Annotated in this window: 5 protein-coding genes; 1 reads left to right on the top strand and 4 read right to left on the bottom strand. The window is 42.6% G+C overall.

The features are described from left to right. On the top strand, positions 1-181 hold a 181-nt coding region (locus L4C33_RS12955; protein WP_428812844.1), incomplete at its 5' end, for a CCGSCS motif protein. Between the two features lie 202 nt (positions 182-383). On the opposite strand, the gene L4C33_RS12950 is transcribed toward L4C33_RS12955, so the two are convergent. From L4C33_RS12950 to L4C33_RS12935, 4 genes are all read right to left on the bottom strand, one after another. Further along, positions 384-1,151: a ribonuclease H1 domain-containing protein gene (locus L4C33_RS12950; RefSeq protein ID WP_428812843.1), complete on the bottom strand. Its 768-nt coding sequence runs from the start codon at positions 1,149-1,151 to the stop codon at positions 384-386. Positions 1,152-1,353: 202 nt separating this feature from the next. Next, a complete protein-coding gene (locus L4C33_RS12945) occupies positions 1,354-1,968 on the bottom strand; it encodes a LysE family translocator (protein WP_428812842.1) in 615 nt (204 codons plus the stop codon). A gap of 271 nt (positions 1,969-2,239) precedes the next feature. Continuing rightward, complete coding sequence (hflX, locus tag L4C33_RS12940) at positions 2,240-3,607, bottom strand: GTPase HflX (RefSeq protein ID WP_428812841.1); 1,368 nt, start codon at positions 3,605-3,607, stop codon at positions 2,240-2,242. A 286-nt stretch (positions 3,608-3,893) separates the two neighbouring features. Beyond that, positions 3,894-14,576, bottom strand: a complete 10,683-nt coding sequence (locus L4C33_RS12935; RefSeq protein ID WP_428812840.1) for a retention module-containing protein — start codon at positions 14,574-14,576, stop codon at positions 3,894-3,896. Positions 14,577-14,699: the final 123 nt, after the last annotated feature.

The following is a 14,699-nucleotide window of genomic DNA, read 5'->3' as shown; positions in this document are numbered from 1 at the left end:
AACAACCAATTTAGGATCTAAGATGGCACTTTCAATTAAGAAAATATTTAACAACAAAGAAGAAAAAGAAACTGTAGAAGAAGCAAAGCTTGCTGCAAATAATGCACCAAAAGAAGACGAAAACTCAGAAAAGAAAATTAAGCACAACACGCCGAGTGGGTGCTGTGGTTCTTGTTCATAAGTACTTATGCTAATTGCACTTACGCTAATAGTACTTATACCTAAATGAACCTTAGAGCTTCAATATAGCTCTAAGGTTTGACTTACAAATCTCGTTATCATAAAGCTGACTAAATGCTTAAACATTTAGCGACAGTACGCTCTAAACAGCACTAGCAGTGCCAACTATAAAGCATCGAACACCTGTCTATTTATGAGATTCCCTACCCTGTTCGCAGTGCCAATATTTCGGAAATATCGCTAGTATCATTATATAAAGACAAGTTCACATCTTTAGTTTTGATTGCGACGATCGACATCCTATCGGCTAATTCATTACCTTCAATTCCTACATGCCCATTGACATGATGAATAGTAATTTTCGCTGAAATTTCTTGATAAAGAGCGTAAGCAGGCTTAATGATGTCTAAGTTCTTTATTTCGCCACCAGCCTTAGTCCAGCCTTTTTTCTCCCAGCCAATTGCCCACTTCGTCACGCAATCAATGGAGTATTTCGAGTCACAGAAGATCCCGACAGACAATCCTGATGACAAGTGTTGTTTCGCTAACAATAACGCTTGAGACAAGCCCTGTAACTCAGCTGTATTGTTTGTTCCCATTGCTTGATACAAACCATACCAAAGCTCACTTAACTCATCATGTTTATAGACTGCTAACCCTGTTCCTGCTTCTCCAGGGTTAGGCTCACAAGCACCATCGGTGAATATTTTCACATCGAATGGCATGGCATCTATTTGTTGCTGAGAAAGTGGAGCAGGTTTTGTCTTATTGGACTTCTTCGCTGGGCTTGAAGATTTAGCCGTTGATGTAGTATTTGATTTGCCACCAAAAGCAGATTCAGCCTCAACGAGTGTTGGGAATGATTTGTACCTCGCGCCAGCAAAGCCATCCACTAAAGACTTACACTTTGCCCACGTTGTAAAGATACCTGTTTCTCGACCTTTCCAAACTACGTAATACTTTTTAGCCACACAGACTCCTGAGTTAATTATATTGAGTAAACCTAACGTGCTATTAAGGCATTGGTTACCGGCTATATAGCTCTACATCTTACCAAAACAATTAAGCCTAAAGGCAACAAACAGTGTTGGCTGGAGATATCCTATTCAACTTATTGACCTTAAGCGCTAGAAGTTCGTAATGAAAAACCATTTTCCAATCTAAATTCAACGATTATAAAGCCAGTTTTTCTACAATCTCCGAAACTACAGGTATAACCGACAATACTAATAATCCAGACATGACTAGGTTAAACCATTTGCGGCTAGAGGCACTATTAAGCACATTTTTCAGCATAGACCCAAATGCTAACCACAAGCCAACACAAGGAAACGATACAACAAAAAAGATCAGCGCGATCATAACGTTTTGGCTAAAGAAGTTAGCCCCTACGGTCGTGAATGCTGCGATGGCTCCTGTTGCTACCACCCAAGCTTTCGCATTAACCCACTGAAACAATGCCCCCTTCATAAATGAAAATGGCTCACTTTGTTGGTCTGAATGCACATCACCTGAAGAACGAGCGATTAAATAAGCTAAGTACAATAAGTAAAGTACGCCAATGCATTTAATGATGAAGTGTAAGCTAGGGAATAGTTCGAATAACTGTGAAAATCCAAGTCCAACAAGCAGTAACATTAGGGTAAAACCGACACAAATCCCGGTTAAAAGCGGCAGGCTTTTCTTAACGCCGAAATTCACACCGGATGTCATCACCATAATATTATTCGGCCCAGGAGTCACAGATGATGAGACAGCGAACAAAACAACGGCGAATAGGTAATCCATATAGTTATCCTTACTTATGTACCCTAGTGTTACACATATGGGGATAGTACAAAGATTAATCAACAGCTAAAACTGAGAACAAACCAGATCTCAAGGTTTGAGGTTTGAGGTTTGAGGTTTGAGGTTTGAGATTTGAGGTAAAGCACATGCCCACCGATCAAAAAATGTAAGTAGTCTAGAGCAGTATTTACAACGAAAAATGCGCCACATTAGCGGCGCATTTTAATAAATTAGGCTCAGTAACTAGACTCGAGGACTAGATCACCCTTGCTTAAAGAGTGTTCATACGTTTCTTTAGTCGCGCTAAATCAATTGCACTTGAACGAACTGTTAGTTTGATGCATTCGTAGTCGTACTCTTCTTTAACCACACTCATATTAGAACGAATCTCACCGATGATGCCTTGCCCTGAATAAGGAATAGTGATCTCTTCTTCGATCATACCTTGTTCAGCAACATCCACGATGTACTTATGTAGCTTAGTGATATCTAGCGGATCGCGAGTTGATGTTAGCATCGCATTTGGGAATTCTTCAATCAGCTCTAACTGCTGTTCTTCACTCAATCTATCGCATTTGTTCAGCACTAATAGTTTTTCGCTACCTTCAACACCGACTTGCGCCAATACTTCATGTACGACATCAAGCTGAGCACGGAATGAAGCATCAGAAGCATCAACCACATACAATAATAGTGAAGCATCATGTGCTTCCGCTAGCGTTGAGTGGAATGAAGCAACCAGATCGTGTGGCAATTTCTTAATGAAGCCAACTGTATCTGAAACAAGAATACGTGGCTGAGTGATCGGTTGAAGCGCACGAACCGTGGTATCTAGCGTTGCGAACAGTTTATCTTCACCCACAACTTCAGTTGCCGTCATCGCACGCATCATCGAAGATTTACCAGCATTGGTGTAGCCAACTAAAGCAACAGTGAAAAGCTCCGATCGCTTAGTGCGTCGGTTCTTCATTTCATCTTGAACGCTAACCAGCTCACGCTTAAGCGCAGCAATTTGATCACGAACTTTACGGCGGTCTAGCTCTAGTGATGTTTCACCAGCACCCTGACCCATTTGACGTTCTTTGTCGCCGTCAGCTGTTTCACGTAGTCGTGGGACTAAGTAGTTTAGGCGAGCAATTTCAACTTGCAGGCGTGCTGTACGAGTACGAGCATGACGACTGAAGATCTCAATGATGATACCGGTACGGTCAAATACTTCGACACCCAAATGGGCCTCTACATTACGCAGTTGAGACGGGCTTAAGTCACAGTCAAATACCACCACATCAGCGGTACCAAACTCCATATCTTCAGATGGGAGATCATCAAAATCTAACTCATCGATACCAGCGCCAAAATCAAATGACTCATCAATGAAGTCTTCGTCTTCCGCTTCTTCAATCGAACCTTGATAACCAGTTAAGTGAGCGATCTCAGCAAGCTTGCCCGCACCCAGAACATTCTGTCTTTGTGAAGAGCTATGGTGCTGTGATTGCGTACCAACCACTTTAAACCCTAGGGTTGTCACTAAGCGAGCAAGTTCGGCAAGAGACTCTTTTGCTTCGTCACCTTTAAATTCGGGTGTCGTAATAGAAATAAGTAAAGCGTTACTAGCGGAAGGTTTTGCTGTTAGTTTCATGTTTTATTCTGTCTATGCACTAAAGTGCAACCTAGTATTGGGTCTAAAGTAGTGTGATCTTAYGCTGTTATTGGTCAGCTTTATAGGGCAGTAACGAACTAAATACAGATATTATCACTATAGCTACCAAGATCATGGTAGCACGCTGGAAATCAAGGCCAATAACCGGTTGATATCGTACGTTTATTGGTCTGGTAACATATAGTTAAAAGCCCTCAGTCTTCTAATTTAGAAGTCTGAGGGCTCAAACCCCACCGAAGTGTAAATACCTAGATTTTAGGTTCTACTAGAACTGATCGTGAATAATTACATTCTGATCAATTAGAGCATTTACAATATCGTGTGAACCAAAGCTGTCTAACGTCAATTGATGTGCAAGGTGCTCGACCATAATAACTTGCTCACCCGCGCCGGTTCCATCAGGATGAATGGTTAGCTCGACATTATCCCCTTCGAGCTTCGCGTCGATATGCTCTAACAATGTCGTCATGTTTACGTCAGGTGTTCTTAGCTCAGGTAGCACTTCTCGTAAGTCAATTTTATCACCTTCAGATAAGTCGAAGTCAGTGATTGTATCCGTCGCTCCATCATCAATTTCATGCCAGACAAACGTGTCCATACCTGTTCCGCCCGTTAAAATATCCGAGCCTAAACCACCGATGAGGCGATCATTCCCTTCGCCACCCGTTAAGGTATCGTCACCCGCTCCGCCATGCAGTACATCATTGCCAGATCCTCCATCGATATGATCATTGCCACTACCACCTAGCAGTTCACTATTACCACCTTCTCCAAGTAGTTGAACATCATTCACCTCACTAGATTGATCAATCAAGCTCGAATCAGAAACCACATTCAGCTGTAATGCGATTGCATCAGACTTAGCAACATCACCATTCGACTCTTCAGAAACCGCTACGATACTAATAGTGTGTTGGTTCACCCCTGCGCCTTCAATTCTTAAAGAATCAATTTGATCAGGTGAAACCGTCCATACGTTGTTGGAAAAGTCGACTAAGCCGCTATCACTCACCAAGTTTGCTTCAGCCGGTAAACCGCTTATTTCAAGTGACAGCGCTTCATTAATATCTGTCAGCGTTGCCAATATGCCCACCAATGCGATGCCATTGAAGCTTGCGGCTTGGCTCGCAGTAATGTTTCGAACATAATTAAACGCTTGATCAATAATCAAAACTGGAGCATTTGCGACTGGCGTGACTTGAATATCGTATTCGACTGGATCTGTCTCGATAGCAATGCCAGAAGGGTTACCACTGTCTTTCGCGATAACATGCAAACTAATGCTCTCATTAGGTGCAAAGCTAGCATCTAGGAAAACGCCATTGGGTTGTTCCGGGTTACCGACCAACTCATTAACTTCGGCTAATGTACCGACAATGACAACCGAACTGGTTCCTTCACCTCTTACCGAAATATTCGCATCATTAGGAATAGCTACGGACAACTGACCGTGGTCAACGGATAAAGTCACAGTCATTAAATCGTCTGCATACTCGTCCACATAATCAACGTCACTGATCTTAATTCCACTGATCAACTGATGTTCGGCTTCGCTGATAGAGCTAGTGACAGCGTCACCATTAATTACGGGAGTATCATTCACTCCCTCAACAGAGAAACTTACTTTGGCACTGTCTGACAAGAAGTCTGCACTTCCATTCGTTGTACCATCATCTTGAACCACATAAGAAAGCTCGACGTTTCCGTTATAGTCATCTGCTGCTGTAAACGTCCAGGTATCATTCCCCGCATTATGGACTAACGTACCCTCACCTTGAGCAATAGCTAAACTCACTACATGAACCGTATCGCCGTCTTTATCATTTGTCGCGTTCAACAAGTCTTGAGCAGATATAATGATCTGCCCTTCTTCCGCAATCGAACCAAAGTTGATATCGCTTGCCTCTGGTTTATCATTCACTTCAGTGACTTCGATTTCAAAAGTCGCTTGATTAGTCGTAGATGTATTAGAATCGTTCGGATCAACCAGGCCGCTATTCCCACCATCGTCCACAATTGCAGTAACCGTCACAGGGCCACCAGCGTTTATGTCATTACTGTCCTGATCTGACTTAAACATGACTTTATTGCCACCAAGAGCAGCATTAATGTCCGCAACGCTGCCCGACATCACCAAGTTACCATTAGTATCGAAGCTAAAAGTTACATTGGTATGGTCACTGTACTCTAAGGTTCCTTTATCGACTTGCAGCGTCAATGTATAGATGGCATCAGGGTCATCGTATATTGCGTCGATATCAGCGATAGTAAACGAGTTAACTGCGATAGGCTGATCTTCTGCAGTAACCAAATCGAACGAGTCTGTACCAGGTACTGTCACAAAAGTAGGCTGGTCGTTAATCGGGTCAATAACCAGATCCACATTAAATTCTGTTGTTGGCCCTAGATGTTCAGAGCCATCTGCATCTTTGTCGACAGATTGAACCGATACCTTTATTGGGCTATCGATTCCAATCGCATTACCATCACCGCTATTAAGTTCGCCAGAATTAAACACGATTTTGTCGAGTTGTTGAGCTGGCACATCTAGTGACCAGACTTTTGTGCTCGGATCATAGTTAGCTAACGTTGTTCCATCTGAGTGATAGATTGAAGCACCCTCAGGCACTCCAGAGACATTGATACGTAAAGTCTCTGGGGAGTTTTCCGAATAAGTGCCGCTGCCCGTCGCGGAGTCAGATTTATCTATAACAGAAGCGTTAATTTCCAAATCAATGTTTTGCCCTTCAGAGCCTGAAATTGAATCCGTGGCATCAATGTCAACGCTGTCGCCAACAGGTGATACATGTAGTTTGAAATTAGGTAAGCCTTCAGCTGGTGTTGGGACACCAAGCAAAGACTCCTGAGTAAAGGCTACAACGCCAAACTCTGCAGTACCGCTAAAGTGCTTCGGCGGTTGAACCTTAATAGCGCTTAAATCGAGTTCAGAACCCACATTCGTTGGTAACTGTACACTCCATACTCCTGAACCATTATTTTTAACGGTATAACCAGAGTCTGCTGTAAGTAAAAAACCTTCAGGAACATCAGTAAATTTGATTGATACGAATTGTTCAGAGCCATCTAAGTCAGTCAATGACATTGATACTGGACCTGAATTTCCAAGAGGAATAACCTCATCTTCGAGGCCCGACACTTCAATAAAGCCCTCGCTATTGATTTGCCCATTTACCTGAATATCATCAACGACTGGAGTCACTTCAAATTTTACCGATGTAGAGAAGTCTTTCGAGTCTACACTTGGGGTATCAAGCCCAGCATTAACCAATGCTGGATCATTAAACGTAGCGGTATCCGTTACTGTACCTGTCACTGAAACCGTGACTGTATTTTCCCCATTCGCCCCAGGGTAATTGTGAGATGGTTTAAACAAGATTTTATCCAAGGCACCATTAGCAATTTCGGTCTGGTTAAACGTTAGGGAAGCACCCAAGTTAGTGCCATTGCTGTCATAAAACGCTCCAACTAACGAAGTACCATCTGCCGCTATATCTGGCAATGTGAGAGTAATTGACGAAAGGACTTCATTACCACCTTCTACACCATTCAATTTATCTTCAATGGTGTGACTAAAGTTTAGATAAATATCACTGTCTTCATACGCCGCGCTAAGGGGGTTCCCACCTTCATCTATCACGGTTACCGATACTGGTGATTCTTTGGCTGGATCGGGGGCGTCAACAACAGGATCCACTTTAACGATAACATTCGAAGGCGTTGACGTTGTTTTTTCATCACCCGATGTTGTGTCTTTGGTTACGACAGTAAAAGGTAGTCTAAAATCACCCGAGAAATCTTTAGGAAGATTTAACATCAATCCATCGAACGACGTTTGCTTTCCGTCTTCGACAGTAGATTGAAATACGTACTTTCCATTTACAAAGTCAACATCACCACCAGTAATGCTAATAGGATAAGCCACACCACCAATCGAAACAGTGCTATCAATAATGATGGTCACTTCATCGATAGAAGAATCCTGTCCAGAGAAATGAATAATGCTGTTTAACTGATGCCCTAAGTCAAGTTGAGTGTCTTCAGTTCCTGAAACAATACTGTTTTCAGTGACACTTATTGAGGCTGCAATCTCAGAACCACCCGCTAAAACTTCAGGGAAAGTTAACGTTACGCTTCCTTGTCGATTTGCTTGTGGAGAGTTTTCATTGGCGTCTTCACCCTTGTCTGAAACCAAGGTATGTATTGTCATGACAATGCTACTTAGACCTTGTGGGTTATTGTCGCTATCAATAGATGGCGTTAGGTCTAGGCCACTTGGTGCACTAATACTAAAGGCATTTTCATCTGTCACCACCCAGCGGCCATTTCCTTCATAAGCGGCGCCAGTTACAACAAGTTGGCTTAATACATCGTCAGAAATTAATGCACCATTCATATCTGTTAGTTGGATAACGACATCATCCACCAACTCATTAGATGATGCATCGGTTTCCTCGTATCGAATGACATGCTCACCAACCCATGATTCAACCCCGTTAGAGTCGACATTTTCATTATTACTATTGGTAGTGAACTTGATGACACCTTTCTCATCTGCAGTTATTGCAGTTAACTCTCCAGAGCCATCTTCATTAGAAACGACAAGCTTATTGTTATCATCCTGAGGTTCGACAATAGGCTTCACAACAACCGTAATATCACCGGTAACTGTCGCCGTTACTCGGCCGCCTTCCCCTACGATATTGTCACTTGTGTATTCGTGATCTCGCTCTTCAATACCAACCACTGTGGTCAATTTGAAATCGGCACTAGAGTCTTTAGGTGGCGTGATCTGGATAAAGTCATTGCTTAGCGCAATTTGGGTAAACTCTGCCGGCGATTGACCGTCTGGGCTGACCAAAGGTTTAATGATTAAAGTTCCTGTATTACTGTCATAGCTCCAATCTACATTACCGTTTACTTTGACTTCCGCCTCACTAGGGATGCCTTTAATCTCAATCGAAGTAAAGTGCTCATCAGAATCTAAGTAATCTTGCCCTTTAGGGTGCCAATCAACATTAATAGCTTCATCTTCATTACCAACCGAGCGATTTGAGTAAGTTGAGGCGGTATCAATAACCGGCGCAACATTAACTCTGATCTCCTGCTCATAAGTTTGAGTGTGACCGTCATTTTCTGTGACTATTATTGTTCCCTTGATGTGAATATTCTCAGTCGATGAATCCACAGGTCGAATAATGATTCCTGACAACACATTCGAATCGGTAATATTGGCTTCGTAGATTGGCTTTGAAAGGTCTAGCGAACCATTGGCATTTAATTGATAACCAACGAAGTTCAAGTCTATTTGAGTGCCATCGCTATCTTCAATTATCACACCTTCAGGGATGTTAGATAACAATACCGTGATAGATTCAGATCCATCATCTGGCTTAGAAAGATCATTAACATCTCGCTCACCAGATAGAACCGTAAAGTCGAGGACAGCATAGTGACTACCATCTTGGCTTTCTAAGATGGTGGTTTCTAACCCGCTAATTTCACCATCGGTAAAATCTGTCCAATGCGAACCTTCAGTTCCTCCGGTAGGAATGTCAACCACACCTTTCACATCCACATGTACCGTTTTTGTACCAAGCTCAACTTCGTCGACTTGTACTCCAGTCGAGAGTGAAACACTGTCTTTCACCACACCAGTAACATCAAAAGTGAAGTCTTCATTACTGTGCAACTTAGGAACAACTTCAACATTTTTTAGCTGATCATAAGGGACCTCTTGGTAGGTAATACCATTGATAGTCACAACCGTTATTTGGCTAGCACCGCCACCAACCCAAACAAGTTCTGCCCCTTCGGTAATATTCGAAATTCTAGCGTACAACGTCTCTGAGCTGTCAGTGTCTTCTGACGCTTTCATTGTGATTACTTCGTTTAACGTAAACGGATCATAGTTTGCGTCATTGCCTCTGTAATCAGGGTTGTCAATGTTATCTTCATTAATTTGGATTCGATTGACGCTCAAACGACCTAAATCGGCACTTGGCGTTACATCAATGACCAGTTCTTGTGAGACTGAATGAGCCACAGCCTTATTATTTGAGCCGCCATTATCTTCGTAAGCATTTAGCCTTTCAGTCGTAACAGCTGTCGCTTCAAAACGGATCTGACCTGCAAAGTGATCGATAGGATTAACTTCTATACGATTAATATCAGAGGACGAAATCGTGTAGACGCCATTTTCAGGAGTAATCACATCACCATTGCGATCTAATAGTTCGAACTGCCCTTCACCTGCCGTTACTTTTAATTCATAAGTAATAGTTTCCGGTCTGCTATCATCTTGAGATTCAGCTCGTAATTGAAGCCTAACGTTACCTTCATCTTCACCAACTTGATATTGATAGGTACTTCGGGTGTCATTCCATGTAGCAATATCAGCAACGCTTTCAATTTCAATTTTAAAGCTGGAGTTTACCGAGTGATCAGCAACGTTATTGTTATCGATTTGCAGTTCATATTGGATAGGTACGCCACCATTACCTGTCGAATAGTTCCGGTCTGGTACAAAGAATAGATTCTCGATTGTAGCAATCGTATTGTTGCCAACTTTTGAAGTACTCTGCTCAATTAACGAGGAATCAAAGACAATATTCCCTGTTGCAGGGTCAGCTTCAAGCTTATGATATTCACCATCTTTAAGGTAATAGAAGTCACCTTGATGATTACCGTCTTTAATCGTCAACTGACCTATAGACTCTGCGTTATCAGCGTCATACATATTCACTTGCAGTGCCACTTGCGCCGGTGAGTCACTCAAACCACTTTGGTTATCCTGAGTATTTTCGAGTTCAGGGGCATCACCAGTGGCGTAATTAATCGATGAATCACGGCCAGAATCTTCAAATGTTGTTACTTTTAAAGCGATAGGTTTAGACTCTCTGTCTGTAACCGAAATATTGACCTGAGCTTGCGATGTATCCATGTCACCATCAGTCGCAGTCACATTAATAGCAAAATCAATACTGTCACCATCGTGGTCTAAGTAATTGCTTGCTTTAAATTCAACTTCACCATTTGAATCAACTCGTAATACTCCAAGTTGGCGAGTTTCCGTATCACCATTAGCATTTTTAGTTTGCTCATAGACACGAATATTTTGACTACCATCACGTAGATCTACGGAATCTAAATACGTACCACGCGGACCATTGAAAACAATTGTCGACTCATTACTACTCACCCCTTCGATTTTAGTCAAAGAAGCAGAATCGGATCCTTGGTCGGTATCGTTTTCGAACATATTAACTTTAGAGCCACGGAACCCCTGACCTTCAACACGAGAAATTGTTTGTTCCGTCAGCTGTGGTACATCATCCGTGACCACTATTGGTAGCGCGATGACATTAGATTTATCACCATCAAAATCTTCCGCTTTAATCGCGAAATCAAGTTGGACAGTGTTCTCGCCTGCACCATCTGGATGCTGGACGGGTTTAAGAAGCTGAAATTGATAACTGTTGTCAGACGCATCGAAAACAATCTTAAAAACGGGTTCATTACCGCCAACAGTTTGAGCTGTATAAGTGACAGTGTTGCCGCTTGTAGAAACCGCAGCCCACTCAAGGTTTTCACCACCGGAAGTCACCCCAACCAACACTAAGTCCGCGTCAACCAGTTCATAACTCACAACACCATCAGCGCCTTCATCAATCACAAACTTGCCGTCAATCGTTGTGTCTTGTGACTGTTCTGAACCTAAATTAGCTAGGTCATCTTCATCAACGATCTTTTCTCCAGTTGTCGCTGTGATCTCAGGTTTATCGTCTATCACTTCGATAGGTAATTTGAATACCGAAGAAGTGTCACCATCACCATCAACGGCGACCACATCGAATGGAATGGYTAACGTGTCAGAGCCACTTGCATGGTTCAACGCTTCATTCAGCGTAAAGATATAAGAGCCATCGTGACCTAACGCCAAAGTAAATACGACCGTTCCTGAACTAGTAACACCTTGGTAAATCGTAGCGTTTGCTGCTCCCGAAACTTCGGTAATCGATACTTTTTCTGTGCCAGAATACAGGTCCGAAGCAATATCAGTTAGATTTCGTAGTTCATAACTATCAACACCATCAGCACCTTCCGTCGTGACAAAAGAGCCAGTCACTTGATCGCTGCCAGCACCTAATTCCGCTTCATTCACGATTAAGGCGCTAGTTTGATTTAACTCTGTGATTTCAGGTTTATCATCAACAATGGTCACTTTTAAAGGCTTCATCACCTTATCACCGTCGGTGTCAGTCGCAATCACGTCCAAGTCAAAGCTTAAGTTATTGCTCCCTTGAACAGGCGCGTGATCGAGAGCTTCGATAAGAGTGAATGTATATTGGGCCTTGCTCGTTTGGTCAAACGTAAGAGTAAAAACTTCAGTGATCTTATCTGAGCCATCTTTAGTGGTACCAATATAGTGGCCAGGATCGGTAGGGTCTTTTATTAATTTAACGACTAGCCCATCAGATTTCAATTCACCGTTGGTATTAAATGCATCTACATCAATACTAAAATGGCTTAAGTCATCGCTTCCACCCAACAGCGTAATAACTTGAGTTGTACTCACTGGCGACGCGTTTGGCGAAGAGCCATCAGCCAGCGAACTCTCTTCTAAAAGCACACTCGGTACGACATCAATACTGAGGTTATCACCGTCTTTAATCGACAGATCTACCGTTGCGGTATCTGTATCGCCGTCCGCATCTTTAGCTGTAAAAACAAACTGCTCAGAAATAGTTTCAGCTTTTGAGTGATCGATATCGCGCGCCACTTCGAATTTGAAGTCACCGTTTAAAGAGATCGACAAAATACCTTCGTCAAAGTTGAAAGTTTGTAATGAATCAGGAGCTGCACTTTGATTTAAAGAATAAGAGTTACCCGCATAAGTGAATGACGTAACAGACGCGCCATCAGCCCCTTCATAAGGCTTTTCATCAGGCTTTTCATCAATAGGTTTAAACAGGTTATATGACACCACCACATCGCCAGCTGTCGTTGGCTCAACAAGTGAAAAGTTGTTGTCGAGTAACTGAACTGAATCATCCACTACAGTCACTTTGATCGCAGCTGCCTGCTCGCTTCCCGTCCCACCCACTACTGATGAAGCGTCGCCATCAGCATCAATCGCATAAACAGGTAAATCAAACGTTAGCTGTGCATCTTCGCTGCCAACATGGTGCAACGGTTCGAAAAGGGTAAACTCGTACTCACCCAGACTCGGCGTATCAAGTTTTACCTCGAATACTGTAACTCTGCTGCCATTAACTTCGACAAAGCCTTCATAGGACCTAACGCCATCAACTTCACTAATCAGTTCTAACGACACCGCTTGGCCATTTGAGATCAGGGAGCCATCACTATTAAATTCAGACAGTGCGAGTTCAAAGTGATCGATAATGTCACTGCCGGCTGTTGCTGAAATCGTTCCTGTTCCAGAAACTTGCGCGCTGCCTTCTTCCGATCCTCCGGCGACGCCCGACTCTTCAACAGTAATGCCATCAACGTTTGTAATTTCTGGGTTTTGGCCATCAACAAGTACAATACTGATGGTACTTGTTACGCTATCTTGATCGAAATCAGTCGATGTTGTCGGAAGCAATAAAGTAATAGAATCAGAACCAATGTTCTCCAACGGTTTAAATTGTTGGAATTGATAAGAACCATCTACATCTATTTTTACCGTTAAAACAGTCTCACCCGTATCGCTGATCACAAGAGTGATCCGCGAGCCACTTTCTGAAAGAACGGCTGTCGTTGTTTGATTGTCGCTCAGTAAACCATTGAATTGAGACAGCGCACTCTCATTAAAAGTGGTCGTTTCTAATGCGTCACTGCCAATTAGAACAAATGTTCCTTGGACAAGAGTGTCATTAGATTCTACGTTCTCAATATTAACGGCTTGTGGAGACGCATTTTCACCATCTGCAATATTGACCTGCGCACTGATTGGCTCCTGAATAGGGTTGCCACCCGAGTCTTTACCTTCGATATCAAAGGAAATGGTTATCTGATCGTTTATGAGAGAAACTTGTCCACCAGCGATAGAAGATAAATGGTCAAGCGGTTGAGAAATAGTTGTGGTTAGGGTTAACGTGGCATCTTTACCCGCGTTAACCACATCCATATCTATACGGAGCACTTCTTCCCCACCCTGAACACCAACAATAACTTGTTCTGTCACGTCATAAGTGAAAGAGACCGGTTGGCCACCTGATGTGATATCTGAATTCAGTTCACCCAACAAAGAAGACAAAGAGCTGGAGACTGGAATAAACGTACTAGGATCTAGAGCCAAATCACCCGCAGCAATCAAAACGGAGCTAGTTATCGATTGAGGATAAGTATTTGAAGAAAGCGTTCCCTCAATTAACGTCTCTTGAATTGATTGACCACCAGCAGCCGAAATGAACGGCCTAAGGTCATCAACTGTTTGTTCTGATTCTTCCTTAATCAAACCCGAAGTTTCAAAAAAAGTACTTGCCTGAACTTGGGTCCCATTATATTCAATAGTCACAAACCCTGCGTTTGCAGAGCCACCACCGGCACCTGCTGCGGTGGCAGCTAGAATTTCTGTCGGATCTTCTCCAGCTAAGATTGCATCTTGAATTGCTGCAAATTCATCTTCATTTAACACTGGGTCTGTAGACAAATCGAGATTGAATTGGACTTCACCAGCAAGAGGTTCAGCTACCCATGAAAATTGTTCGTCGACACAACCAACACAGTTTCCGGCTAGATTAGCTTCAGCATGTGGATTTTCTAATAGTAAATTAGCTTGGTCAGCAGTTATGACAATTTCATTTGATTCAATGAGATCACCAGCAGATAGCTTTCGCGCACTGCCATCAGTTTTAACTGCAATTACGTCACCAGAAACGCTTTTAACGGTCGTTAGTTCGCGTACTACTTCTACATCCATAATCTCTCCAGAATCACACTGCAACCTCTTAAACAATAGCAGCGAAACCTTTTGTAATAGTTTTTATATAAATTACGGCAAAGTTATCAAATTTATCAATTACTTTCATCATTATTAATCATC

This window comes from Vibrio makurazakiensis (assembly GCF_050337375.1).
Classification (GTDB): Bacteria; Pseudomonadota; Gammaproteobacteria; order Enterobacterales; family Vibrionaceae; genus Vibrio; species Vibrio makurazakiensis.
This window is presented reverse-complemented; position numbering and strand designations above follow the sequence as displayed.